This is a genomic window from Neisseria perflava (assembly GCF_002863305.2).
Classification (GTDB): Bacteria; Pseudomonadota; Gammaproteobacteria; order Burkholderiales; family Neisseriaceae; genus Neisseria; species Neisseria perflava_A.
In genome coordinates, this window is the sequence record NZ_CP136962.1 from 958,035 (window position 1) to 982,221 (window position 24,187).

24 protein-coding genes and 3 tRNA genes are annotated in these 24,187 nt (G+C 46.5%); 8 read left to right on the forward strand and 19 right to left on the reverse strand.

Annotation, left to right across the window (positions count from 1 at the left end):
* Positions 1–121: 121 nt before the first annotated feature.
* On the forward strand, positions 122–610 hold the full coding sequence (locus CYJ98_RS04275; RefSeq protein ID WP_101755487.1) for a DUF456 domain-containing protein: 489 nt from the start codon (positions 122–124) through the stop codon (positions 608–610).
* Positions 611–670: 60 nt separating this feature from the next.
* Here the strand turns inward: CYJ98_RS04275 and CYJ98_RS04280 are convergent, their stop codons facing one another.
* The 6 genes from CYJ98_RS04280 to CYJ98_RS04305 all read right to left on the reverse strand — a co-directional run bounded on the left by CYJ98_RS04280 (position 671) and on the right by CYJ98_RS04305 (position 6,024).
* Positions 671–1,330, reverse strand: a complete 660-nt coding sequence (locus CYJ98_RS04280; protein ID WP_049348483.1) for a YecA family protein — start codon at positions 1,328–1,330, stop codon at positions 671–673.
* 34 nt (positions 1,331–1,364) lie between these two features.
* Positions 1,365–2,156, reverse strand: a complete 792-nt coding sequence (locus CYJ98_RS04285; protein WP_101755622.1) for a TrmH family RNA methyltransferase — start codon at positions 2,154–2,156, stop codon at positions 1,365–1,367.
* A gap of 119 nt (positions 2,157–2,275) precedes the next feature.
* Entirely contained in the window at positions 2,276–2,824 is a 549-nt protein-coding gene (locus tag CYJ98_RS04290; RefSeq protein ID WP_070625344.1) for a sigma-E factor negative regulatory protein, read from the reverse strand.
* Between the two features lie 5 nt (positions 2,825–2,829).
* Entirely contained in the window at positions 2,830–3,429 is a 600-nt protein-coding gene (gene rpoE, locus CYJ98_RS04295; protein WP_063068110.1) for an RNA polymerase sigma factor RpoE, read from the reverse strand.
* Positions 3,430–3,638: 209 nt separating this feature from the next.
* A complete protein-coding gene (tilS, locus tag CYJ98_RS04300; RefSeq protein ID WP_244169018.1) occupies positions 3,639–4,838 on the reverse strand; it encodes a tRNA lysidine(34) synthetase TilS in 1,200 nt (399 codons plus the stop codon).
* A 226-nt stretch (positions 4,839–5,064) separates the two neighbouring features.
* Positions 5,065–6,024: an acetyl-CoA carboxylase carboxyltransferase subunit alpha gene (locus CYJ98_RS04305; RefSeq protein WP_049333774.1), complete on the reverse strand. Its 960-nt coding sequence runs from the start codon at positions 6,022–6,024 to the stop codon at positions 5,065–5,067.
* 204 nt (positions 6,025–6,228) lie between these two features.
* On the opposite strand from CYJ98_RS04305, the gene CYJ98_RS04310 reads away from it, so the two are divergent.
* Positions 6,229–6,630 (forward strand): RNA-binding S4 domain-containing protein, encoded by a 402-nt coding sequence (locus CYJ98_RS04310; RefSeq protein WP_003679090.1) that lies wholly within the window; start codon positions 6,229–6,231, stop codon positions 6,628–6,630.
* Positions 6,631–6,724: 94 nt separating this feature from the next.
* On the opposite strand, the gene CYJ98_RS04315 is transcribed toward CYJ98_RS04310, so the two are convergent.
* From CYJ98_RS04315 to CYJ98_RS04330, 4 genes are all read right to left on the reverse strand, one after another.
* Complete coding sequence (locus CYJ98_RS04315) at positions 6,725–7,924, reverse strand: hypothetical protein (RefSeq protein ID WP_101755489.1); 1,200 nt, start codon at positions 7,922–7,924, stop codon at positions 6,725–6,727.
* Between the two features lie 96 nt (positions 7,925–8,020).
* Positions 8,021–9,784 carry an exodeoxyribonuclease V subunit alpha gene (gene recD / locus CYJ98_RS04320; RefSeq protein WP_101755490.1) on the reverse strand — a complete coding sequence of 588 codons (1,764 nt, stop codon included), beginning with the start codon at positions 9,782–9,784 and terminating at the stop codon, positions 8,021–8,023.
* Positions 9,785–9,915: 131 nt separating this feature from the next.
* Positions 9,916–10,599, reverse strand: a complete 684-nt coding sequence (gene lolD / locus CYJ98_RS04325) for a lipoprotein-releasing ABC transporter ATP-binding protein LolD (RefSeq protein ID WP_101755491.1) — start codon at positions 10,597–10,599, stop codon at positions 9,916–9,918.
* Positions 10,592–11,842, reverse strand: coding sequence for a lipoprotein-releasing ABC transporter permease subunit (locus CYJ98_RS04330; protein WP_003746931.1), 1,251 nt, complete (start codon positions 11,840–11,842; stop codon positions 10,592–10,594). The genes lolD and CYJ98_RS04330 overlap by 8 nt, the downstream gene beginning before the upstream one ends.
* A gap of 214 nt (positions 11,843–12,056) precedes the next feature.
* Here CYJ98_RS04330 and CYJ98_RS04335 point away from each other — a divergent pair, with 214 nt between their 5' ends.
* Complete coding sequence (locus tag CYJ98_RS04335; RefSeq protein WP_003683377.1) at positions 12,057–12,344, forward strand: hypothetical protein; 288 nt, start codon at positions 12,057–12,059, stop codon at positions 12,342–12,344.
* Between the two features lie 62 nt (positions 12,345–12,406).
* Here the strand turns inward: CYJ98_RS04335 and recR are convergent, their stop codons facing one another.
* The 4 genes from recR to rnr all read right to left on the reverse strand — a co-directional run bounded on the left by recR (position 12,407) and on the right by rnr (position 18,018).
* The gene (recR, locus tag CYJ98_RS04340) at positions 12,407–13,012 is read right to left on the reverse strand and encodes a recombination mediator RecR (RefSeq protein ID WP_101755492.1); all 606 of its coding nucleotides are present in this window, start codon (positions 13,010–13,012) and stop codon (positions 12,407–12,409) included.
* 82 nt (positions 13,013–13,094) lie between these two features.
* Positions 13,095–14,948 (reverse strand): SurA N-terminal domain-containing protein, encoded by a 1,854-nt coding sequence (locus CYJ98_RS04345; RefSeq protein ID WP_101755493.1) that lies wholly within the window; start codon positions 14,946–14,948, stop codon positions 13,095–13,097.
* A gap of 145 nt (positions 14,949–15,093) precedes the next feature.
* A complete protein-coding gene (locus CYJ98_RS04350) occupies positions 15,094–15,441 on the reverse strand; it encodes an ArsC family reductase (protein WP_070826225.1) in 348 nt (115 codons plus the stop codon).
* An 81-nt stretch (positions 15,442–15,522) separates the two neighbouring features.
* A complete protein-coding gene (gene rnr, locus CYJ98_RS04355; protein WP_162817323.1) occupies positions 15,523–18,018 on the reverse strand; it encodes a ribonuclease R in 2,496 nt (831 codons plus the stop codon).
* A 79-nt stretch (positions 18,019–18,097) separates the two neighbouring features.
* On the opposite strand from rnr, the gene CYJ98_RS04360 reads away from it, so the two are divergent.
* The 3 genes from CYJ98_RS04360 (at position 18,098) to CYJ98_RS04370 (ending at position 18,461) form a co-directional block, all read left to right on the forward strand.
* Positions 18,098–18,184, forward strand: a tRNA-Leu gene (locus CYJ98_RS04360).
* 38 nt (positions 18,185–18,222) lie between these two features.
* A tRNA-Leu gene (locus CYJ98_RS04365) sits at positions 18,223–18,309 on the forward strand.
* 61 nt (positions 18,310–18,370) lie between these two features.
* A tRNA-Ser gene (locus CYJ98_RS04370) sits at positions 18,371–18,461 on the forward strand.
* A 179-nt stretch (positions 18,462–18,640) separates the two neighbouring features.
* Here the strand turns inward: CYJ98_RS04370 and CYJ98_RS04375 are convergent.
* The 5 genes from CYJ98_RS04375 to dnaQ form a co-directional block, all read right to left on the reverse strand.
* A complete protein-coding gene (locus CYJ98_RS04375) occupies positions 18,641–19,378 on the reverse strand; it encodes a thermonuclease family protein (protein ID WP_101755495.1) in 738 nt (245 codons plus the stop codon).
* A 73-nt stretch (positions 19,379–19,451) separates the two neighbouring features.
* Positions 19,452–20,123 (reverse strand): ribose-5-phosphate isomerase RpiA, encoded by a 672-nt coding sequence (gene rpiA, locus CYJ98_RS04380; RefSeq protein ID WP_003679072.1) that lies wholly within the window; start codon positions 20,121–20,123, stop codon positions 19,452–19,454.
* Positions 20,124–20,166: 43 nt separating this feature from the next.
* Positions 20,167–20,646, reverse strand: a complete 480-nt coding sequence (ispF, locus tag CYJ98_RS04385; protein WP_070608281.1) for a 2-C-methyl-D-erythritol 2,4-cyclodiphosphate synthase — start codon at positions 20,644–20,646, stop codon at positions 20,167–20,169.
* Positions 20,647–20,678: 32 nt separating this feature from the next.
* On the reverse strand, positions 20,679–21,365 hold the full coding sequence (gene ispD / locus CYJ98_RS04390) for a 2-C-methyl-D-erythritol 4-phosphate cytidylyltransferase (RefSeq protein WP_101755496.1): 687 nt from the start codon (positions 21,363–21,365) through the stop codon (positions 20,679–20,681).
* Entirely contained in the window at positions 21,362–22,099 is a 738-nt protein-coding gene (dnaQ, locus tag CYJ98_RS04395; protein WP_101755497.1) for a DNA polymerase III subunit epsilon, read from the reverse strand. The genes ispD and dnaQ overlap by 4 nt, the downstream gene beginning before the upstream one ends.
* A gap of 341 nt (positions 22,100–22,440) precedes the next feature.
* Here dnaQ and CYJ98_RS04400 point away from each other — a divergent pair, with 341 nt between their 5' ends.
* Both CYJ98_RS04400 and CYJ98_RS04405 read left to right on the forward strand, forming a co-directional pair.
* Positions 22,441–22,917 carry a hypothetical protein gene (locus CYJ98_RS04400; RefSeq protein ID WP_049348077.1) on the forward strand — a complete coding sequence of 159 codons (477 nt, stop codon included), beginning with the start codon at positions 22,441–22,443 and terminating at the stop codon, positions 22,915–22,917.
* Between the two features lie 143 nt (positions 22,918–23,060).
* On the forward strand, positions 23,061–23,744 hold the full coding sequence (locus tag CYJ98_RS04405) for a 16S rRNA pseudouridine(516) synthase (protein WP_101755498.1): 684 nt from the start codon (positions 23,061–23,063) through the stop codon (positions 23,742–23,744).
* Positions 23,745–24,187: the final 443 nt, after the last annotated feature.

Here is a 24,187-nt window from a genome sequence, read left to right on the forward strand (position 1 = left end):
CCATCGATTTTAATTGGGCGCGCCTCCGGATAATTTTTCATTTTATTGCACAATCTCTCATGAAAATATAACAAAACGTGCCCATAATACTGCCTACACTCTTAAATTCAAAAGGAACCTCATGGCTGCTGTTCTCATCGTTCTCGGCTTGATTGCCATTGTTGTCGGCATTTTAGGCACTATTTACCCTGCCTTACCCGGATTGGGCTTGATGTTTGGTGGCGCATGGCTATTGGGTTATGCCGGTAATTATCAAGTGTTTGGCTCAGGTACGCTGACCTTTTTGGCTATCGTTGCCGTATTCGGTACTGCAATGGACTATGTGGCGGGGGCATTAGGTGCAAAATATACCGGAGCAAGTAAAACCGCGGTTTGGGGTGCATTTATCGGCGGCATCGTCGGCGCATTCTTCTCCATTCCCGGCTTGTTGCTCGGCCCGTTGACCGGTGCGGCCATCGGCGAATTTATCGCACGCAAAGACACTTGGCAGGCAGGCAAAGTCGGTATCGGTACGTTTATCGGCTTCATCATCGGCACAGTAGCCAAAATCGGCTGTGCCTTGACCATCGCACTAACCATCCTGTTTGTTTGGTTGGCCTCGTTGTTCTAAGACAAAACATTAAAGGCCGTCTGAATTTCAAGCATTCAGACGGCCTTTTTATTTCGCTGTTTATTTACCGCAACAGGCTTTGTATTTTTTACCGCTGCCACAAGGGCAAGGATCGTTACGCCCCACTTTTTCGCCTTCACGGCGTACGGTTTGAGGTTTATTGATGATGGCCTGCCAATACCAGTAAATATCAAGCAGGACATGCGGCAAATCAGATTCCAGCTGGGTCAACTCTTTTTCATTGAGATGCAAGATGACTTCGCCGTTTTCCTCATCATCATAGATGCCGCCCAAAGCCATAATCGGATAGAACAAATCCTCAAACTCTTCTTGATCGACTGCTTCAAACCAATCGGTAGGCACAATATCCAATGCGTAAAGATAGGCGTTACACCAAGTGTAGAAATCCGGATTGCCGGCTTCATCTTCATAAAACCACAAATCAGGCAGGATTTTCTCGTTAAGCTTCATGCGCATATCGGCGGCCATTGCCATGACCAAACGCTCGATTTCGGTGCGCTCTTTGGCATCAAACAAAGATTCTTCACCCAAAATCTCAGGCAGCCAGTTGGTCGGATTCAAAGCATCTGGGCCACTCAACAATGCCATCATGAAACCTTGAACCTCATCACAACGCATGGTGTTGTGGGCTTCGGATTTGGCATCCAGCAATTCCATCAAGCGGCTGCGTGCCGCTTCATCAAAAGTCAGTATTTGCATTTTTGTTCCTTAAAATAAAATCGTATTATTGTTTTCAGACGGCCTGGGCATGGATACGCTGCCGCATTTGTTCAAACAGACAAACCGTCGCCGCCATCGCGACATTCAATGATTCGGTTTGCCCCAACATGGGAATTTTGACACAGGCATCGGCCTTCTCTTTTACCGTTTCGCTCACGCCGCTGCCTTCATTGCCAAACACCCAAGCACAAGGTTGACTGAGGTCCATTTCATACAAACCGATATTGCGCCCGCCCAAGGCGGTTGCCCAAATTTGATGCCAATACGTTTCCATCCAAGCGGATAATTCCACTCTGCTGAAAATAGACAGCAGAAAATGCGCGCCCATCCCCGCTCGCAATACTTTGGGCGACCAGATATCCACGGAATCATTGCCGCACACGATTTGCCTGACTCCTGCCGCCGCCGCGCTGCGCAAAATTGTGCCTGCATTGCCGGGGTCTTGTACCCGCTCCAATACCACACAATCGCCGTCTGAAGGTAAACCTGCCTGCTGCGGAATATCAATCCAAGTCATCACATCATCGGCATCAGTCAGGCTGGTGATTTTAGACAGTGCTTCGTTACCAACCCAAGTAATCAATCCCTCATCCAACTGCGCTGTAATTTCTTGAATTTCAGGATGTTGCTGTTTCTTTTCAGGCAGATAAACCTGTTTGGGCGTACCGCCGCTTTGCAAATAAGTTTGCAGCAGATGTACGCCTTCCAATACGGTTTCACCGCTTTCACGCCTTGCTTTGGCCTGCGTCAGTAGACGGAATAAATGTTTGAGCTGTTCGTTTTGAGCAGAGGTAATCAGTTTCATGGAGCGCATTATAACTGTTTTGACTTCGTTGAAGCTATGCTTTCAGACGGCCTAACGGTTTTACTACGAAAATAAAAAAACCCTTGCAATAAAGCAAGGGTTTTACATGATTTCATTTTTTACTGCACAACAGTCTGCTGCTCATTTTGCTGCTCGGTACGGACAGTCGGACGGTTTTCAAGTTTGCCGTCTTTTGCCGCATTCGGTACAACAGTCTCTCCAGGCTCGGAAGCCGCTTTATCACTAGGCGTACCGCTCACTGGAATGATATTTTGGGCAGGCTGAGTATTAGACTTCTCTGCAACCGGCAGAGCGTCACGAGAAGTTTGCGGTGTAAATTGCCATACTGCAACAGCAATCGCACACACGCTGGCAGCGGCCGCGAAGAATTTGAAGAAGCCGCTATTAGCCGCTTCACGCTGAGCATATTTTTCCTGTTTGCCTTCAGCTTCGGTTTGAGGCACTGTAAATGCTTTGCTTTGCATGGTTTCACCGGCAACACTTGCCGCTGCACCCTGACGGATACAGTCGCCGATAATGTGGTACTCATGCCAAGCGCGCATAGCTTCCTCGTCTGCCAATACGGCATCCAGCATCTCATCAGTCAATGCTTCACCGTCCATCAATGCAGACACATACTCCAATGCTTTATTTGTTTTTTCGTTCATTTTTATTACCACCTTTGATCTTCAGAAGTATCCAACAGCGGCCGCAAATCTTTTGCAATCAGTTCACGCGCTCTGAAAATACGCGAACGTACAGTACCTATCGGACAATCCACTACCCGAGCTATTTCTTCGTAAGACAAGCCATCCATTTCCCTAAGCGTAATGGCTTGACGCATATCGTCTGGCAGTTGCGCAATGCTTGCTTCGACGGTCTGCAAGATTTCCCGATTCATCATTTCAGCTTCCGGCGTATGGTAATCCGCAACCTGATCGGTTAAATCAAGAACATCTCCCTCCTCATTGGCTGCTTCCGAACTGACAAAAAACTGGCGACCCGAAGTGGTCAGAAAATTCTTTGCCGTATTGATACCGATACGGTACAGCCATGTATAAAACGCACTCTCACCGCGAAAATTAACCAGCGCACGATAAGCCCTAATCATTGCCTCTTGGGTTACATCGTGCACTTCATGCTCATCCTGAATAAACCGGGAAATCAGTCTGTTTAGCCGACGCTGATACTTGGACATCAGCATCTCGAATGCCTTATGGTCACCTTTCTGCGCGCGCTCCACCAAAACTTGATCTATTTGGCGATCGTTCATACCCAACCTTTAATCGTTTTACTGCTTTAAACCAAAAATAGTAAAGCGTGCTGTGCACAGTAAAGACAGCAACGCTTTGAAATAGTTCCACAAGATTACACTCAATTGCCAAAGTTTATTCGTGCAGATGCTCTAACATAAGCTGTATTGCTTATTATATATACACTTAGCACAAGTAGTTAAATTACTAATACTTACTAAATTTACAGTTAGTCTCTTTGCTTTTCTGCTATATATTTGACCAACTTTTCATGAACAGGCAGATAGCCTTCGCCTATTTGAACACCGCTTCCCACCCGAAGATTAACAACAGCAAGGCACTTGTTGCCCATACTTAGGATAATCGGCCAATATTTACGGACGAGTGGCACAATATGACACTCTTGCAATAGTTTTTCGACTGATTTTTCCCTCTGTCCCGACTGAATCACATCACCTTTGGCCACACTTCTAAGTACCGCCGGCTTCACCAACTCCTCTTCTAACAAACCTCCCTTAAACGGTAATAAAACGAAACCATTTTCCAACAAAATATCTTTCAGACGGCCTCGAACTTCCCTGCCATTACACCAAGGCAGTGTTTGAAACTCACTTTCCTGACAAACAAACAGCTTGTCCCGATATGCGACCAGTTCCCCATCTGGCAAATTCAACTGCGCCTGATCAGCGGTTTCCAACACTCGGGCAAAATCGGCAATACTGTGATAAGAAGGCAATGATTCCGTTTGCTTTCGCAAAAAATACCAAAGAAGCCGACGACGCAAAAGCGGCGTACATTGCCGCCACAGACTGATGCTGAATATTCCACTTGGACTGATGCACTGGTATTCAGACTCAATCAATTCATCTAAAAGCTGCAAATCTTCCTGCAATAATCGAACATTGGCACAAATTTGCTGCTCAAAATTCGGAATACGCTGCTGCCATTGCGGCAAAGCCTGATTTCTCATCCAATTGCGTAAATAGCCGGAGTCTTCATTACTTTCGTCTTCAACAAAAGATAATCCCCATTGTTGCGCATACTCAGCCAGTTCCTGACGGGAAAATGCCAAAAGCGGTCGCCAGATTTGAATCTCCTCATTTAAATCACGCCATACCGGCATGGCCGCCATACCGCGCAATCCACCCCCGCGTACAGCCGACAGCATAAATGTTTCGATTTGATCATTGTGATGATGGGCCAAAACAATAATTTTCTTCAGGCCGTCTGAAAATGCCTGATATCGTGCAGCCCTAGCCACCGCTTCCAAACCTTTTCCTTGTTTTTCCACATTGACACGGCACACCCGCAAGGCAACATTCAGACGCTGACAATAATCCTGACAAAATTTAGCCCAACTGTCGGCATTGGTACTTAAACCATGATGAACATGGACGGCACGCAAATCAAAATAGCGAAATTCGCGCATCCGATGCAAAAGATGCAGCAGGACGACAGAATCCAATCCGCCACTCAAGCCAACTTCAAAAACAGTGTGGCTCGGCAAATCAGGAAAAGCTGCTTGAAAACTTTTAAATAGGGAATCAGGGGATACTGGCGACATTTCAGACGGCCTGAAATTGTGAATTACTCAAAAATAGAACACAAAAAAAGCAAGCAGCGACGGCATCTGCTTGCTTCTTCAACAGTCAAACTTATTTATCGGTAAATTTACCGTAAGCCATGATGCGGTCGAAACGGCGAGAAAGCAAGTCAGGCATAGTCATGCTTTGCGCTTCGCTTAATTGCTGTTCCAAAACGGTTTTGACGTTTTTCATCGTAGTTTCAAAATCACGGTGTGCGCCACCTAAAGGCTCATCAATTACTTTATCGATGACATCCAACTCTTGCAAGCGTTTGGCGGTAATACCCAATGCTTGCGCGGCATCTGCTGCTTTTTCAGCAGTTTTCCAAAGAATAGAGGCGCAACCTTCGGGAGAAATCACCGAATAAGTCGAGTATTGCAGCATATTGACGTAGTCGCCGACAGCCACTGCCAAAGCGCCACCCGAGCCGCCTTCGCCAATGATGGTGCACAATACCGGCACATGCAGGCGGGTCAGTTCGTACAAATTACGGCCGATGGCTTCAGACTGGCCGCGTTCTTCCGCACCAATGCCCGGATACGCGCCCGGGGTATCGACAAAGGTCATGACCGGAATATTGAATTTTTCGGCAGTCTGCATCAAGCGCAGTGCTTTACGGTAACCCTCAGGACGCGGCATACCGAAATTGCGGCGGATTTTTTCTTTGGTATCGCGGCCTTTTTGATGACCAATAACCATCACGCTTTGGCCGTTGAAACGCGCCAAACCGCCGACAATGGCATGATCGTCAGAATAATGGCGGTCGCCGTGCAATTCTTCAAAATCGGTAAAAATACCGTTGATATAGTCCAAAGTATAAGGACGTTGCGGATGGCGGGACACTTGTGAAATTTGAGCCGGAGTCAGCTTGCTGAAAATCGACTTGGTCAACTCACTGCTTTTCTTTTGCAGTCTGGCAATCTCGTCGGAAATATCAACGGCAGATTCGTCTTGTACGAATCGCAACTCGTCGATTTTATTGGTTAATTCGGCGATGGGTTGTTCGAAGTCCAAAAAAACGGGTTTCATAAAACAAAGCTCTCGGTAACGGTTGCTGACATGATACGCTAATCAGGCGTATTTGACAGCATTTCTCAAAGGGAAACTGCCATCTTTTGCAATAAAAAATCTTTCAGACGGCCTTTAACAAAGAAATAGTATATCTGCACTAAACGAATGAAGTGCCGTATCTTATGATAAACTTCAATTCAGTTCAATCATTTCAAACAGGCTATGAAAAACGATCATGACAATTCGTCCATGCGCTTGGACAAATGGCTGTGGGCCGCGCGCTTTTTCAAGACCCGCGCGCTGGCACAAAAACATATTGAGCTGGGCAGGGTTTTGGTAAACGGCTCAAAGGTGAAAAACAGCAAAAATATTTCTGCCGGCGACACCATCGACATGACTTTGAACTCCCTGCCCTATAAATTCAAAGTTGCCGCGCTCAATCATCAACGCCGACCGGCACCGGAAGCGCGTTTACTCTACGAAGAAGACATGAAAACGGCTGCCGAACGCGAAGCTCAAAAACAGCTCGACCAAGCCAGCCGCATCAGTGCTGCTTATCCGGACGGACGCCCGACCAAACGCGACCGCCGTCAGCTTGACCGTATGAAGCGCGATAGCTGGTAAGCGTTGAATCCATTATTTCAGACGGCCCTATATCCATGCCGTCTGAAAACCAAAAACAGGCAGGACATCCTGCCTGTTTTTTTATTTGTGATGATTAAAATTTATATTCTAACTGACCACGAATAACGTTTACGTCCTGCTTATCCGTGCCAACAGTAGGCGTAACCTGTTTGCCGGCTAAATAGAAGCCTTTGAGTTTCCAGTTTTTCCAAGGAATATAGGTCGCACCGATTTGCACGCCTTGGACGTTTTTGCTGTAATCCTCAACGGAAGAGACACCGGACAACGAACCGACACGGCGGTAGTTCAAGAATACGTCGTAAGAATTGCGGACGTTCCAGTCGGCTGATTTATAGCGCACTTCAGTGAACACGCCATCATTTTTGATTTTTTGGCCGGCATCATTATAGGCTTTGATATTGGACTTGCTGACTGCAGCCATCCAATGCCAATCGTCATTAAACTTGATGTCCGTACCGATTTCTCCGAAGACTGCATTTTTCTTCGCACCGCGTACATCGATGTCTTTCATGTAGCTGACGGTTGCGCCGACGTTGATATTCTCATTTACAGGCAACACGCTTTGAACTGCGGCAAAATGTCTGCGACGGCCACCAATGCCCCATGTGTTGTCGTTCAGATTGCCAGTACGGCGGCCCGCATAGATTTTGGTAGGCAGGGTTTTATTGTCAAAGAAGATTTCGCCGCCGGTAACTTCGGTATCCCATACGCGGCCGTATGAAGAGAACGCGCCAAATTTACCGACACGCGCTTTAATGTTGTTGTACAAAGTACCTTCGGCATACAGTTTATTCACCGGCACATCATGATCGCCGTTGAACTTACCAGTTTCCAAATCAATATTCGGCTCGATTTGGGCAACCAACTTCCAATCTTTGTACAGTTTCGCGCGTAACCAAAACTCCGCATTGAAGTTGGCATTGGTGTCTTCAGGCGTCGGATTGATACCGCTGTTGTTGGCATTGATGTCTTTGGTATCCGCACGTACGCGCAAGCCACCATTTACAGTCAACAAATCATTGAAAATGCTGATTTTATCGTCATCTTTGCGAATGATGCTGCCGGAATTGACATAATCGTTGGTGGTGGCCAAAGCCGCCGCATCACGTCCGCCATCAGCATTTTCTGCCAATGAATAAGATGATGAAGCCAATAAAATACAGGTTGCAATCAGTTTGGTTTGAAATTTCATGCCGACTCTCCAAAAGAAGGTATTGAAAGTGAAGTATTCGATAAAGCGTACAAAATTATGAATTTCGTATAAATTATTCATTTTATTTACTAATTATTTTTATCGTATGTAAATTAGTGTAATCAGTCAAGCAGATTTAAACGCTTTATTCCCTTTCAAACGGCCTCTTGATTCAGGTCAAACAGAAGCCTGCTCATCAGGCTGTTCAAACTGCCATTTCAAGGCATCGGCCAATGCTGTCCTGCGTTTTTGATGGCATCCCACAGCCTGACACAATTCCTCCGCATTTCCCCAAAACACAAAACGTTCACGCGCACGGGTAATGGCCGTGTAAAGCAAAGCCTTATCCAAACCTCGGGCTTCCTCTTCACTTTCCGTCGTTGCAGGCACTGACGGGGGCAACAGCCATACTTCCCGATATTCCGAACCTTGGCTCTTATGCACCGTCATGGCAAAAGCCGATTCAAAATCAGGCAAACGGCTGATGGCAATTTTTTTGAATCCATCTTTCTCAGGAAAATAGGCAGACAAGCCATTCAACGATTCTTCATCTTTCATAATCAGCCCGATGTCGCCGTTAAACACTTCCAGCATGTAATCATTGTGCGTAATCATGATGATTTGTCCGGCAAACCAAGGCGTTTCGCCCGAAACCTTGCCTTGTCGTTGCAAGTATTCTTGATAAGCCTGATTCAAATCATCCGCATCCTGCCGCCAAGCTGCCAATACCACCACATCGGCCGCATGACCATAAGCGAGTGCAACATTATTCTCTGCCACGGCCTGCCAATAATCCTGTTGCTTTTGATACAGCAAAGCGACCTGCTCTTTCAGACGGCCTGTTTTCATTTCCAATTCTTTGGGGAACTTGTCAAACTGTTCGACCGCAGTTTGCTTTTCCCCGGACACCACCGCCCTTGCCAAACAACCAATACCGCTGTCTGCACCGAAACGGTGGCTGAATGTCAATTTGGCATTGTTTTGCGATAAAGCCTGTGGCTGCCCTTTAATTTCAAAGCCATGATTGGGCAGGTACACTTCCAGCTTTTCAGCGGTTTCTTTATCCAAAGCCGTCGGACGCGACAATGCCGCCAATACGGCACCCAAGCCAACCGACGGTAACTGGTTTTCATCGCCAAGCAACACCAGACGACAGCCGGTCGGCACGGCGCGCAACAAATCCAACACCAGCGGCAAATCCAACATTGAGGCCTCATCCACCACCAAAACATCCAATGCAAGCGGATATTCATGATTGAACGCAGGGCGCATTTGCGGCGGACGCAGTTTCAACAAACGATGAACAGTCTGCCCTTCCAAGTTTTCCAAATGCGCTTTGACGCTCGGAGACAAATCAAAACCGTCCAAAGCACGCTGCAAAGCCCGTACCATATGCGCAGCCGCTTTGCCCGTCGGCGCAGCCAACGCAATACGGGGCAGCTTCGTACTGTTATTGCAAATCAGACCCAAAAGCTTTGCTACGGTCGTCGTCTTCCCCGTACCCGGCCCGCCGGTAATCAGCATAAAGTTTTGCAGCAAGGCCAAAGCCGCAGCACCCCTTTGCTCTTTGCTGTCTTTAGTATCAAACCAGTCGCTCAGGCTTTTTGAAGCCGCCATGAAATTCACTTCTTCCGCCTCGGCACTTGCCAGCCGTTTGATTTCAACAGCCAAATCATGCTCCAACTGCCACATCCGCCCTAAAAACAATTTCCGGCCTTGCAGGATAAGCGGTTTATCCTCATTGCCGACCAAATTCGGCAAGTTGCTTAAGGCATCAACATCCGCTTTATCCAAGTAAATAAACGAATGCCCGTTTTGCAAGGCTGCAAACAGTCGAACCACATAAGGCTCAATAACGGATGCTCCCTGTACTTCGTGGCGGCGGAAAAACGCTATGGCCGCATCTGCGGCAGAGGAAAGGATAGAGTCGGTTGGATTCATGGTTTATGCTTGATTGATACGGACAAAAGAAAGGCCGTCTGAAAAACAGCGTTTCCATAAATGAAAACCTATTTTCAGACGGCCTCTATTATACCGTTCAAAGCATAAAATATTTTCCTGAAATAATAACCTTATTGCAACACTTGCAGGCTGCCGTCTTTCATGGTCATTACCCGGTCGAAACGCTCAGCCAGATCGTCATCATGGGTCACCACAATCAAGCTGGTGTTCAATTCGCGTTTCAAATCCAGCATCATGTCCAGCACATTTTGCGCATTTTTACGGTCAAGGTTCCCTGTCGGCTCATCTGCCAACAGGCATTTCGGCTCATTGACCAAAGCACGGGCAATCGCCGCACGCTGACGCTCGCCGCCGGAAAGTTCACTCGGACGGTGCAGCATACGCTTATCTAAGCCAACCTTTTTCAGCATATTGACAGCTTTCTCCTCAGCCATCGCCTTGGGCATTTTACCGATTAAAAGCGGCATCATGACATTTTCCAAAGCAGAAAACTCAGGCAATAGATGGTGGAACTGATACACAAAACCTAAATAACGGTTGCGCAATTCGCCCAACTGTTTTTGGCTCAAGCCGCCCAAATCCTGATTCATCAGTATCACCTTGCCTTCAGACGGCATATCCAAGCCACCAAGAAGGTGCAGCAATGTGGATTTACCGCTACCTGATGAACCAATAATACTCACGCTTTCCGCTTCGGCAACTTCAAAATCTAAATGATTCAACACTTGTACATTCAATGCACCGTCATTATAGCTTTTGCCAACGCCGATACATTTCAAAATTGTCTTACTCATAGCGCAAAGCCTCCGCAGGTTGGGTTTTTGCTGCACGCCAGCTCGGATACAGTGTGGCAATAAATGCCAAGCCAAGCGAAATGCAGGCAATAACGGCAACATCCTTCAAGTTCACATCACTAGGCAGGTAATCGATGAAATAAACCTGCGAGTTAATCAAATGTACGCCGAACAGGTCTTCAAAAAACGCGACAATCTTGCCGACATTCCAACCCAGCAATACACCGCATACCACGCCTACAAGCGTACCGAAGAATCCCGCAAATGCGCCCTGCACCAAGAAAATCTTCATGACGCCGCCAGGGGACAAACCCAAAGTGCGCAAAATCGCAATATCGGCTTGTTTTTCCGTTACCGCCATTACCAAAGACGAGACGAGGTTAAACGCAGCAACCGCGATAATCAGTGTCAAAATGATGAACATCATGCGTTTTTCCAACTCAACGGCTTCAAAATAGCTGCGGTTGTTAAACGTCCAGTCACGCACCCATACTTCATCTTTTTTAGCATCGGGAATCAACTTGGCAATGAAAGATGGTGCATTCTGAGGATCAGCCAACCGCAAACGCAGTCCACCGACATTTTCACCCAGTCGATACAAGACTTGCGCATCCTTGATATGCGTCATGGCCAAGGTATTATCGACCTCATAAACACCGGTTTTTACCACACCGACTACATTAAACTGCTTCAAGCGTGGCACCACGCCGGCAGGAGTGACATTACCCTCTGGCGTAATCACTGTAACCTTGCCGCCAAGCTCCGTACCCAATGCCTCAGCCAGCCCTTGGCCTAAAATAATATCAAATTCTCCCGGCTTCAAATCGTCAAAACTGCCGGCCGGCATATCCTTGCCGTAATCAACGACATTTTTTTCTTCAGACGGCAAGATACCGCGTATCTGTACACCGCGTACTTCTCCGGCATTGGCAAGCAAAGCTTGATCGGAAACATAAGGCGCGCTGGCCAACACTTCCTTTTTGCCTTTTACAAATTCGCGCAAATTCTGCCAACCCGGCGCACTGCCGACATCGTAATAGCCGATTTCCGCATGAGGTGCGACGTTCAACAATTGGCCGCGTATCTCTTTCTGAAATCCGTTCATCACTGATAGCACCACAATCAGTGCCGTTACGCCCAAGGCGATACCGGCGATTGAAATCATGGTAATAAATGACATAAAGCCATTGCGTTTTTTCGCACGCAGATAGCGCAGGCCTATCCAAGTTTCTAAAGAAGCCATTCAAAAATGCCTCATTCGTTTGTCAAAAAACGCTTATTGTACCGTAAAACCGACAGGTCGTCCGATTGCCCGACTGATGTAGCATTCAGGGATAAAGTGTATGTAAAACCATGTATCTTCCCGTAAATTCCGCCGAAAAACTTGCACAATCGGCCAATCGCCCTTATTCTGAAGCTGTGACACACTTTGTCACCATCAAAAAGGAAATACACTAATGAACAGCAAAAAATTCTTGGCCCTCGTATCCGTAGCTGTAGGTTTGTCATTCAGCTTCAATGCATATGCCGCCAAAGAAATCAAAATCAGTTCAAACAATACCGCTTACTCCGACGCCGATGTTCAAAAACTGGCAGCTACTGCTGTCGGCATGGGCGTAAAAGAACCTGTCAGCCTCAACAGCGGAAACGGTGTTGTTACCGTATCCGGCAGCAGCGCAACCAAATGCGCATTCAAAGTCGGCAACGGCGATACGCCTCAAATTCAAGGCGTCAGCTGCAAATAATCTGATTTAATCAATGAAAAGGCCGTCTGAAAGACTTTCAGACGGCCTTTTTATATTGCCATTTAAGATTGAATATTTCTTCTATCGTAAACAGCCTGTGCCAAAGTACCGGCATCCACATATTCCATCTCGCCACCCAAAGGGATTCCCCTTGCCAATCGGCTGACTTTATAAGGAAGATTTTTAAACAATTCCGCCAATACATATGCTGTCGCATCGCCTTCGGCTGTGAAGTTGGTTGCAATGATAATTTCCTCAATATCACTCGCCTGCAAACGGACAACCAGCTTATCTAACGCTACTGCCGAAATATCCATGCCCTGCGCCGGACTGACTTGCCCCATCAGAACAAAATACAGGCCATCATGGCAATTAGCCGCCTCCATACTGGAAACATCCGCCGGCATATGCACAATCATCAAGCGGCTTTTCTCGCGTTTTTCGTCCGCACAAATTTCACACAAATCGCCTTCGCAAAATGTGTTGCACATCCGACAATGTTGCACCTGTCTCAAAGCAAACTGCAAAGCGTCCACCAACTCCTGCGCTTCTTCGCGTTTGTACTGTAAAAGCTGGTAAGCCATGCGTTGTGCGGATTTCGGGCCGACATTTGGCAGGATTTTTAATGCATTAATCAAGCGGACAAAGGCATCAGGATTTTTACTCATGATTTCAGACGGCCTTTAAAAAGATAGCTAAAAATAAGAAAACAGCCGGAATTCATCCGGCTGCCCTACTCAAATACTCTGCTTATTCGGCAGCATTATTAACTTGTTGTGCACCTTGCGTACGATCGATTTTCTTATCCAAATACTGGAGCAAGGCATCGAAAACATTGGCAGAAAGCTGCTGAACCAAAGCCTGTTTGGCAGCAGGAATCTGTGAATCGGCATTTTCAGGAGCAGAAACGCTCTGAACTTCCATAATCACCGGCGCAGGCATACCTTCCAACAATGTATACGCAGGTTTGCCACCGGCAGGACGCGCTTTCAACAAAGCTGCATAAGCCTCCGGAGACATGGTTTTACGTGCATCTTGCGCGCTCAATTGAGAAACAGGCGACCATTGAACATCGGCAGCTTTACCGGCTTTCAATGCGGCCAAAGTTTCCTGGGCTTTTTTCTCTGCCAGTTTGGCGGCTTCAGAGCGCTGATATGCTGCACGGACATTGTCTTTGACTTCCGCAAATGGTGCGATTTTCTCTTCGCGCACTTCTTTCGCACGAATGACCCAAACGGTATCGTTGTTGATGGCGATCACTTCAGAATTGTGTTTTTTCTTCAGTACATCATCACTAAACGCGGCATTAATCAATGCTTCAGGCAAGCCGGCTTCCTTCGCACCCGCTTTGGTCACCCATTCATCCAGGCTTTCTACTTTCAAACCTGAATTGGCGGCTGCTTTTGCCAGAGAAGACGGATCATTGAAGGTATCTTCACCCAGTTTTTCTTTAGCGGCATTAAAGGCAGAAGCCGCTTTTTTCAGTTTCAAGGCTGCTTCGATACGCGCTTTGGCTTGTTCTAAAGTCGGTTCAGCTTCGACATTCAAAACTTTAATGACGTGATAACCCAAAGATGATTTAACGGTATCGCTGACTTCGCCTTTGCCCAATGCAAATGCCGCTTTATCAAACTCTGGCCCGAAGCCGCTGCCGCCGCTTTTGCTCAGGTAACCCAAGTTGCCGCCTTTGTTGCTGCTGGACAGGTCTTTAGAATACTTAGCCGCCAGTTCGGCAAACGAATCTGGATGTGCTTTAAGCTCCGCAGCCATTTTGTCCACTTCGGCTTTAATTTCCGCATTGCTTGCTTCATCTCCATTAGGCATAACCGGAATGAAAATATGCGCAATTTCGGCTCTTGGCGACAAATCTACGCTTTTGCTGTCGTAAGCTTTTTGTACTTCTTCCGCACTGACGGTTTGTTTGTCAGCCAAATCTTTGATGTTCAAAGCTACATATTCCAGCTTAACGGCTTGAGGAATCAAGTAATCTTTCTTATGCGCTTCATAATATTTTTGCAAAGCCGCATCATCTACTTTGACTTGTGCAGCAAATGCTTCAGGGCTGAACGTAAATGAACGGATGGTACGCGTTGCTTGAGTTAGGTTAATCAACTGACGCGCTTGCGCATCACTGACCAGAGCACCGTTTTGCACCAAATTCAACAGATTTTGCAATTGGAACTGTTCACGGATATCTTCAACGAACTGATCCTCGGTTATCCTGCGTTGATCCAAATATTTCTTGAGCAAATCCTGACTGAATTTACCGGAAGCATCATGGAAATTCGGATCATCCACAATAACTTGCTTGATTTGTTCCTGAGACACAGCGATGCCCATCAGCTTGGCGCCCTGCTTCAGGTAAGCTCTTTGCAATAAAGATTGGAATATCGCATCACGCGAAGGCGCATTATTGCCGGCAGCCTGCTCGTTTTGTATCGCAATCTGTAAAGCGTGTTCGCTGACTTTCTCATCCCCGACTTTAACAATGTAATCAGAACCCGGCGAAGACAAATTATTGGCACCGAATCCGATAAAGGTCAGACCGATGATACCTAAAACAATCTGGGCGGGTGTTTTATATTTTTCAACAATATGGAACATATTTATCCGAAAGAAAAGTTTGGCGTGGCAGACGCAAAATGCTGCCGCAAAAATCTTAAAATCCTGAAAACAGGCTCAAAGCGCGTATTGTAACGTATTTTTTCGAGGCTTGCTTTTTCAGACGGCCTAAAAACCTAAAAATGCCTTATCCGAAAATTTCCTGATACGCTTCTACTGAAAATCCGATATGAACCTGTCCTTCTTTGACCAATACAGGCCGCTTGATGATACTGGGATTCTCCACCATTAAAGCAATCGCCCCTTCTTTTGTGGCGGCAGATTCTTGCGCATCTTTATCCAACTTGCGCCAAGTCGTGCCTCTTTTATTGAGCAAAATTTCCAAAGCCGCCTGCTCCAGCCAGCCATCAATCAATTCGGCAGTCGGGGCGTTTTTCTTAAAATCTACAAACTCAAACTCGATGCCGTTTTCCGCCAACCAACTGCGCGCTTTTTTAACCGTATCGCAATTGGGAATACCGTACAGTTTTATCATCTTATTTATCCTTGGTGTTATTCATAAAATCACAAATTCAGGCCGTCTGAAACTTTTCAGACGGCCTGAATTGAATACAGCTTATTTCTTAGCAGCTTTCTTCACTTTAATCTTCACGCTTTTGCCTTGAGCATTATTTTTACGCCCAGCTTTGACAGAAGCTGTTTTCTCCTGCGCTTTTTTCTTGCTTGCGACTTTAGGTTTGCTTGGTTTGGCCGGCTTAGAAGCAGGTTTACTTTTCACCTTGCTCTTCTTTGCCTTCACAGGAGTAGCCAACGCTTCATCAATTTCTTTAGCCGAAAGTTTACGCTTACGCTTTTCGACAGGCTTGTCAGCAGCTGTCGGCTTACTCACAGATTTCACTTTTCTACTGCCGCGTTTCTTACCAACTGAACCGCCGCTGATTAAGGTCAAATCAATCTTGCTGGTATCCAAATCGGCACGCGCGACTTTTACAGTGACCGTATCGCCCATGTTGAAACGGACACCACTACGCTCGCCCTCAATCGCCATAATTTCAGGACGGAAGTTGAAATAATCCTCTCCCAAATCGCTGATATGTACCAAGCCGTCGATATGAATATCATCCAAGGTTACAAAAATACCGAAGCTGGTTATGCCCGAAATCTTGCCACTAAAGGCTTCGCCGACTTTGTCGCGCATATAATAAGTTTTCAGCCAGTTTTCCACATCGCGGCTGGCATCATCAGCTCGGCGTTCGCAGAAAGAGGTATGCACGCCCAAAGCCTCCCAGGTTTTATTGGGCTGGTAAGTTTGTCCGTTCAACACAGCCTTAATGGCACGATGTACCGTCAAATCGGGATAACGGCGGATAGGCGAAGTAAAGTGTGCATATGCACCATAAGCCAGACCAAAGTGACCGTCGCAATGCGGCTCATAAACCGCCTGCTGCATAGAACGCAACATCATTACTTGTAACAATTCCGCGTCCGGACGGTTTTTAAATTGCTCAGCAAGCGCAGCATAATCTTTCGGCGTCGGATTATCGCCACCACCCAAACTCAGCCCCAACAAACCAAGCTGCTCGCGTAAAGTGGCCAGTTTTTCGGGGGTCGGGCCCAAGTGATTGCGGAATAAAGCCGTATGTTTGTTTTTCAGCAAAAATTCTGCCGCGCAAACATTTGCCGCCAACATACATTCTTCAATCAGCTTGTGCGCATCGTTGCGGACAACGGGAACAATCTTGTCGATTTTACCGTTGTCATCAAAAATCATCTGGGTTTCAACGCTCTCAAACTCAACCGCGCCACGTTCGAAACGTTTTTTCTGCAAGATTTTAAATAACTTATACAGAGTATCAATTTGTGGTTTAAACGGATGATCCCGGCCGTCTGAAATCCAATCCCAAACTTGATTGTAAGTCAGTCGCGCATGCGAACGCATTACTGCCGGATAGAAACGGTATTCCTTGATATTGCCGGCATAGGTAATCACCATATCGCACACCATACACAGGCGTTCAACATCAGGATTGAGCGAGCAGATACCATTGGACAACTTCTCCGGCAGCATCGGAATCACACGGCGTGGGAAATACACGCTGGTACTGCGTTCCTGAGCATCTACATCAATTCCGTCATCAGGACGGACATAATGGCTGACATCGGCAATCGCTACCACCAAACGGTAATTGCGGCCGACTTTTTCAGCAAAAACCGCATCGTCAAAGTCCCGCGCAGTTTCACCGTCAATGGTTACCAAAGGCAAATCACGTAAGTCCACGCGCCCTTTCAAGTCGGTTTTACGCACATGATCAGGAATTTTCTTCGCAGCTTTGACACATGCTTCGCTGAATTGATGAGGCAAATGGTGCTTGCGTACAGCGATTTCGATTTCCATACCGCTGTCGGCATAATCGCCCAACACTTCAATCAGCTTAGCCACAGCAGGACGATGCGCTTCAGGATACGTCTCAATTTCAGCCATAATCACTTGGCCGGATTGCGGTTTAAAGTTCGCCACGCTTTCAGGCTCTAACACGATACTTTGGCTCAAACGCTTGTCTTCTGCCTCTAAAATAGCCACACCGCGATCCATATAAAAACGGCCGACCACTTTAGACTGCGCACGCTCCACCACATCCAAAACTGTACCTTCACGACGGCCTCTGCGGTCGATACCAGCAGGACGAACAGTAACAATATCCCCATGCATCACGCCGCGCATCTGACGCTCATACAAAATAAAATCGCCCTCGCCCGTCGGCGTTAGCGGCACGGCAAAACCAAAGCCGTCTTTATGCGCTTCGACACGGCATTTAACCAATGCCAATTTTTCTGCCGCGCACACCGCGCCACGTCGATTGATCAACACCTGACCATCGCGCGCCATCGCTTTCAGACGGCGTTCGAAGAATTCATATTCATCTTCTGTAATCGACAATTCATGTGCCAAAGCTTCGATTTTTGTCGGCACACCTTTTTGTTCCAATAATTCAATGACCCACTCACGGCTGGGCAACGGATGAGAGTAACGTTGTTTCTCCCGCTCCAAATACGGGTCTTTTTCTCGTAAATTTAAAGATTTAGTATTTTTGTTCATTTTGATAGTTGACATTCTTTTTTTAAAATATATAATAGCTGCTTCTTCGCAGTTCAGGTAGTCAACTCTACCTTAAATTGAAGAATAAAGCAAAGCCCAGGTGGCGGAATTGGTAGACGCGCTAGCTTCAGGTGCTAGTGTCCTCACGGGCGTGGAAGTTCGAGTCTTCTCCTGGGCACCAAATAATTTGGTGCTTCTTTGCTTAAGAAAATTTAAATTGCCCAGGTGGCGGAATTGGTAGACGCGCTAGCTTCAGGTGCTAGTATCCTCACGGGTGTGGAAGTTCGAGTCTTCTCCTGGGCACCACTGATAAATCAATCAGTCAAGTTTTACATTATTCTGATAACAAGTTAGGATAATAGTCCACAGAGAGGTGGATGAGTGGTTTAAGTCGCACGCCTGGAAAGCGTGTATACGTGAATAGCGTATCGAGGGTTCGAATCCCTTCCTCTCTGCCAGATACTAAAGACACCAGCTAACGGTGTCTTTTTTCATATCCGCCCTTCTTAAAAATATTACACCACACTTTTATTTCTATTACCCTCTAATCATAAACCTGCCACTCATTCTTATCTTATACTAAACCTTAATGATTAAAGGCTGTCTGAAAGTTTTCAGACGGCCTCTTTCTTAAAACCTACCAAATCCCAAACCATTGTTTATCAGACTGCTTTTTATTACCGTTCTGCTGCTCGTGGTTTTGACGGCGAAATTGCCAAGGCGCTTGCGGATTATCTTTTTTCCATAAACCTTTACGTTTTTCCTTGGCTTGTTTTTGTGCGGCCGAATAGTCAGTGTAGGCAGTTTTACTTTGTTGTTTTTTGGCATAACTTTCATAATGCCATGCGGCGCCATCCCGTATCTGCATTAAATTCAAGTCAATCGTGCCGACTGATACTTGGGCAACTTCGCGCTGGTAGCGATCGGCTTCAAACACGCGGACTTTGGCTTTTTTATTCAATGCAGCATCAATCAGATTGTCTCGTGATTGCGTACCATAAGCCTGATTGATTTCTGGTGCATCGATATGGGCCATACGGATTTTATGTTTCCTGCCGTCGCTATCGATAATGTGCATGGTATCGCCATCATGGATTTTGATGATTTTTCCGTTGTATGTGTAGGATTGTCGCGATGACTTTTGTTTTTGTTCCGGTTTAGGTTTAGCTTCGGCTTTGGTGTCAGATGTGGCTTTGACGACATTTTTTCCCAGCCATTCATTGACCTTTTCCAAACCGATATTGTCGCCTTGTGCCAATGTTGCAGCAACGCTTACCCCGGTACGAATCAACTCAGTATCGCGTGAGCTGTAACCAAGCGCGCCCAAAACGGATAAAACAACGGGCAACCATTTTATAATTTTACTGATTTGCATATTTTGCCAAATTAAAGGCCGTCTGAAAGACCTGATGCACTTTCAGACGGCCTTTAAGATTGATTAATCTTCATTAATCCTGACAAGGCAGGATGACTTTTGCGCCTTCTGCCGTACCTAAAACCAACACATCGGCGGCATCGCGGGCAAAAATACCGTTTTCGAGTACGCCGGTGATTTTGTTGATTTCGTCTTCCATTTTCAGGGCTTGATCGATATTGAGGCCATGAACATCAACGATTTGATTTCCATAGAAAGTAGTATAACCAACACGCAACTCAGGCTGTCCGCCCATGGCAAGCAGTTTGCGCGACACCAGCGAACGGGCATTTTCAACCACTTCCACCGGCAATGGGAATTTACCCAAACGGGAAACATATTTGCTTTCATCGGCAATACAAACAAATTTATCGGATGCGCTGGCCACGATTTTTTCGTTCAAATGCGCACCGCCGCCACCCTTAATCATTTGCAGCGCATGGTTGACTTCGTCTGCGCCGTCAACATAAACCGCCAAACCCATCACTTCATTCAGTGAAACTTCTGGAATCTCATATTTCGCCAAAAGCTCGCTGGATTTTTTAGAAGTAGACACGGCACCCTTGATTTTCTTACCGCTTTTACCCAAAGCTTCGATAAAAAAGTTGATGGTAGAGCCGGTACCGATACCGATGTATTCGTTTTCAGGAACAAATTCCACCGCTTTTTCGGCGGCAATACGTTTGAGTTCGTCTTGAGTTGCCATGTTGTCAGTCTTTCAGTTTGAATAATAAAGTAATTTTAAGCTCTTAGGCTTTAATCAGCAATACTGCCGCTTGCGCTTCAATGGCTTCCATACGTCCCAGATAGCCAAGTTTTTCGTTGGTTTTACCCTTGATGTTCACGCAGTTTTCGGGCAAACCCAAATCTGCGGCAATATTAGCGCGCATTGCCGGAATATGCGGCGCAAGTTTTGGCTTTTGCGCAATCACGGTCGTATCGACATTAACCACCTTCCAACCCAACTCCTGCACGCTTTGATAAGCCTCGCGCAACAGCACACGGCTGTCAGCATCTTTGAACTCGGCGGCAGTATCGGGAAAATGGCTGCCGATATCGCCCAAACCGGCCGCACCCAACAGGGCATCGGTAATCGCATGCAACAGCGCATCGGCATCTGAATGACCCAGCAAGCCTTTTTCAAACGGAATGTTTACGCCGCCGAGTATCAAATCTCGCCCTTCGACCAACTGATGGACATCGTAGCCCTGTCCGACACGGATATTCATGTTTGTTTCCTTAAATAATGGGTTTTGATTGTTCAGACGGCCTTGAGCAACAATCTGACAATGTATTCGTCTTGCGGCAGCGTCAATTTCAAATTGCGCGTATCGCCCTGCACCAAGCGCGGCCGGATACCCAGTTTTTCAATCGCTGATGCTTCATCCGTAATTTCACTTAAATCATCAACCGATAAAGCACGATGTAACAAGGCCGTCTGAAAAAGCTGCGGCGTTTGCGCCTGCCACAATCCTGCGCGTGCAACGGTTTCATCAATATGATGATTGCCGTCTGCCCGCTTGAGCGTATCAGCCACCGGTATGGCCAAAATACCGCCCTCATTACTCTCGCCCGCCTCATCAAGCAAACGCGTTAACGCTTCAGCAGGCAGACAACAGCGCGCGGCATCATGAACCAAAATATTATCTTGCGCCTCGGCCAAACCTTGCTCCAATAAAGCGGACACACCATTGCGTACCGTTTCGGCACGACTTGCGCCGCCTACTCGAAAGACGCGTACTTTCTCAGACAGGGCCGTCTGAAAAACCAAATCTTCCGGCGAAAGAATAACGGCAATTAAATCTATGCGGGGGTGTTGCTCAAAGATTTCTATGGTATGTTGCAATACGGTTTTACCATTGATTTCAACATATTGTTTAGGTTTTCCTGCACCAAATCGCGCTCCCACACCGGCAGCAGGAATCAAAGCGATATTGCGGCGCATCATGCTGACGCTCCGGCATTGGCCTCATCAGGCGTTTCAGCCTTGCGCCATACACACGCCTCGCCCAAGTCGTCCAAATATTTTTCATGTGCGACCAGCTCATCCGCATTGGCTTTGATGACTTTCAACTGCGACGTACGTTTGGTTTCCGCAATAACGGTTTTTTTGACTTCGCCCTCTTCTTCCGTCTCGCCGCCCATCAGATCGAACTGCTGACGCGTCATGGCAAGATAGACTTCACCCAAAAGCTCGCAGTCGATTAGCGCGCCGTGCAAGACCCGTTTGCTGCGGTCAACGGAAAAGCGGTTACACAACGCATCCAAGCTTGCCTTTTGCCCCGGGAACATTTCACGCGCCATGGCCAGCGTGTCGGTGACTTTACAACCCAGTTCCTCAATAGAAGGCAGTCCCATGCGGCGGAATTCCATATTCAGGAAGCCGACGTCAAACTTAGCATTATGGATAATCAGCTCTGCGCCACGAATAAAGTCGGCAATCTGTTTACCCACTTGGGCAAACGGCGGCGCATTCTTCGCTTCCAATACTTCAATCGTCAAACCATGCACCTTCGCCGCTTCCTCCGGCATATCGCGTTCGGGGTGGACATATAAATGAAGGTTGGAGTCGGTCATTTGGCGGTTGATCATTTCCAAGCCGGCAAATTCGACCAGACGGTCGCCGTTTTCAGGATAAAGACCCGTGGTCTCCGTATCGAGGATAATCTGACGTTGGCTCATGGTTGGTGGTTTCTGCAATTATCAAAATGCCTTGAATCATACTGAAGGCCGTCTGAAATGTATAGTCAGCAAAACTTTAGCTGCTTTTGAAATGCCTTTTTATAGCTGGATTTTTTCAGACGGCCTTTATTCTTTTTGCATTTAATGGCCATCTATTACTGTATTTTTAAGTAGAAAACCCAATTTCTACAAAATTTTTTAAATTTAATTTCTTTAATAATTAATACCTTACTTATTATTTGAATAATAGGAACAATTATCATTTGCAAATTTAAAAAATCTCCGTATAATACAACCCATCGAAACGAAATAACCGCACAACAGAATGAAAGGAGAAGAAAATGCCCGAAAGTATTTTTAAGCAAGTCTCCCTTGATATTCTGAGACTGCACCAACAAGCCATCCGCTCTTTAATCGCCACCAAGTGTTGCGATGAGTGCGAAGTACACGACGCAGTATTCATTACTTTAGATGGCCGATATTATGTTTGGCTCCCTTGTATGGGCAAATCGCCCCAATCAGAAACCGGCATCCTGCTGATTGAAGATGAAGACGGCAATACACGCTTGAGCTGGGTTGCCGATACACGCGAAGTCAAGCAAAAAGACAGTCTGTACAACCGCGTTGTTTCCGCCCTGCAAAGAAAAATGCAGCGCACGAAAAACAAATTTATCCAGTCGGCAAACGCCCGATTGCTTGAGCTGACGCCGCAGCAAGGCCGTCTGACGACAAACAGCAAAGATTTCTCGCTTTCACCACATGACTTGATGAAAGCACTTTATCCGGCAACACATCAAATAGGAGAATTTGCCCTGTAACAGTTTTTGGTAGTGGTTTGTGTTCCTTTTGCGCCCCTTAAAATTTTAAAGGGGCGATTTTTTTTGCCCCTACTTTTCAGACGGCCTAAACATCGGTTTTCCAGTACAATAAAGGCCGTCTGAACATTTCCTACTTTTCAACCATGCAACTGCTCAAATACATCCAATCACAAGGCCTCGGCAGCCGCAAGCAATGCCAATGGCTGATAGACAATGACTGCATTGCCATCAACGGCGAAATCCATAATCGTGCCAAAGACGATATCGATCCGTCTCAAGTGTACACCCTGTCTGTTGACGGCGAAGAAATTGCCGCCGTACCCATGCCCTATTTCTACATTCTGCTTCATAAGCCTGCAGATTACGAGACTTCGCACAAACCTCAGCAATATCCAAGCATCTTCAGCCTGTTTCCCGACCACATGCGCAATATCGATATGCAGGCAGTCGGCCGCTTGGATGCTGACACAACCGGCATTATTCTGATTACCAACGACGGGCAATTTAACCATCGCGTTACCTCGCCCAAACACAAAGTTCCGAAGCTCTACCGCGTCACTTTGAAACATCCTGCCGACGATACCCTTTGCACCACACTGAAAAACGGCGTCCTCCTGCATGACGATAATGAAACTGTCGCCGCAGCCGAAGCAGTATTGGCCGACCCAACCACACTGATGATGACCATTACAGAGGGTAGATACCATCAGGTCAAACGCATGGTTGCAGCCGCAGGCAACCGTGTCGAGCAGCTCCACCGTGAGAAATTCGGCGACTGGAATGTCGATGATTTGGCCGCCGGAGAATGGAAATTTATCCAAATCTAAAAAAAATTCCAAATTTTTTTTGATAATTTTTTAAACAATATGGATTTTTTATTTATTTAAAATCAAATATCTAAACCTTATTATTTTTATTTAACAAAATTTAACACTGTAAAGACTGAACTATTGTATAATTCGCCTGTCTGAGTAACACTTGCTTCGAAAGAAGTGAGTAAGTGAGTAAGACGTTTTCCCCGTAATGTGTTTGGCCATCTATACTTTCCCCTTAGTATAGATGGTTTTTTTTATCTAAAATTTGGCAATCAAGCGGGCGTACTTTCAGACGGCCTTTCTCATCTAAAGAAGCCATCATTACTAAACCTCATCTCCCACTCATTACCTTGCCATTCCTCCTTTTCTCTTTCTCGTCTCTTCCGCATCAATCTGTACCATTCCAATTTCAGACAAATCGTTTTATAGAAAGAAAAACCATCGGCGACTATCCA

Bases quoted from the DNA above. Each gene is read 5' to 3' on its own strand.
- CYJ98_RS04275 (WP_101755487.1), top strand. From the start codon at position 122: ATGGCTGCTGTTCTCATCGTTCTCGGCTTGATTGCCATTGTTGTCGGC.
- CYJ98_RS04280 (WP_049348483.1), bottom strand. From the start codon at position 1,330: ATGCAAATACTGACTTTTGATGAAGCGGCACGCAGCCGCTTGATGGAA.
- CYJ98_RS04285 (WP_101755622.1), bottom strand. From the start codon at position 2,156: ATGAAACTGATTACCTCTGCTCAAAACGAACAGCTCAAACATTTATTC.
- CYJ98_RS04290 (WP_070625344.1), bottom strand. From the start codon at position 2,824: ATGAACGAAAAAACAAATAAAGCATTGGAGTATGTGTCTGCATTGATG.
- rpoE (WP_063068110.1), bottom strand. From the start codon at position 3,429: ATGAACGATCGCCAAATAGATCAAGTTTTGGTGGAGCGCGCGCAGAAA.
- tilS (WP_244169018.1), bottom strand. From the start codon at position 4,838: ATGCGCGAATTTCGCTATTTTGATTTGCGTGCCGTCCATGTTCATCAT.
- CYJ98_RS04305 (WP_049333774.1), bottom strand. From the start codon at position 6,024: ATGAAACCCGTTTTTTTGGACTTCGAACAACCCATCGCCGAATTAACC.
- CYJ98_RS04310 (WP_003679090.1), top strand. From the start codon at position 6,229: ATGAAAAACGATCATGACAATTCGTCCATGCGCTTGGACAAATGGCTG.
- CYJ98_RS04315 (WP_101755489.1), bottom strand. From the start codon at position 7,924: ATGAATAATTTATACGAAATTCATAATTTTGTACGCTTTATCGAATAC.
- recD (WP_101755490.1), bottom strand. From the start codon at position 9,784: ATGAATCCAACCGACTCTATCCTTTCCTCTGCCGCAGATGCGGCCATA.
- lolD (WP_101755491.1), bottom strand. From the start codon at position 10,599: ATGAGTAAGACAATTTTGAAATGTATCGGCGTTGGCAAAAGCTATAAT.
- CYJ98_RS04330 (WP_003746931.1), bottom strand. From the start codon at position 11,842: ATGGCTTCTTTAGAAACTTGGATAGGCCTGCGCTATCTGCGTGCGAAA.
- CYJ98_RS04335 (WP_003683377.1), top strand. From the start codon at position 12,057: ATGAACAGCAAAAAATTCTTGGCCCTCGTATCCGTAGCTGTAGGTTTG.
- recR (WP_101755492.1), bottom strand. From the start codon at position 13,012: ATGAGTAAAAATCCTGATGCCTTTGTCCGCTTGATTAATGCATTAAAA.
- CYJ98_RS04345 (WP_101755493.1), bottom strand. From the start codon at position 14,948: ATGTTCCATATTGTTGAAAAATATAAAACACCCGCCCAGATTGTTTTA.
- CYJ98_RS04350 (WP_070826225.1), bottom strand. From the start codon at position 15,441: ATGATAAAACTGTACGGTATTCCCAATTGCGATACGGTTAAAAAAGCG.
- rnr (WP_162817323.1), bottom strand. From the start codon at position 18,018: ATGTCAACTATCAAAATGAACAAAAATACTAAATCTTTAAATTTACGA.
- CYJ98_RS04375 (WP_101755495.1), bottom strand. From the start codon at position 19,378: ATGCAAATCAGTAAAATTATAAAATGGTTGCCCGTTGTTTTATCCGTT.
- rpiA (WP_003679072.1), bottom strand. From the start codon at position 20,123: ATGGCAACTCAAGACGAACTCAAACGTATTGCCGCCGAAAAAGCGGTG.
- ispF (WP_070608281.1), bottom strand. From the start codon at position 20,646: ATGAATATCCGTGTCGGACAGGGCTACGATGTCCATCAGTTGGTCGAA.
- ispD (WP_101755496.1), bottom strand. From the start codon at position 21,365: ATGATGCGCCGCAATATCGCTTTGATTCCTGCTGCCGGTGTGGGAGCG.
- dnaQ (WP_101755497.1), bottom strand. From the start codon at position 22,099: ATGAGCCAACGTCAGATTATCCTCGATACGGAGACCACGGGTCTTTAT.
- CYJ98_RS04400 (WP_049348077.1), top strand. From the start codon at position 22,441: ATGCCCGAAAGTATTTTTAAGCAAGTCTCCCTTGATATTCTGAGACTG.
- CYJ98_RS04405 (WP_101755498.1), top strand. From the start codon at position 23,061: ATGCAACTGCTCAAATACATCCAATCACAAGGCCTCGGCAGCCGCAAG.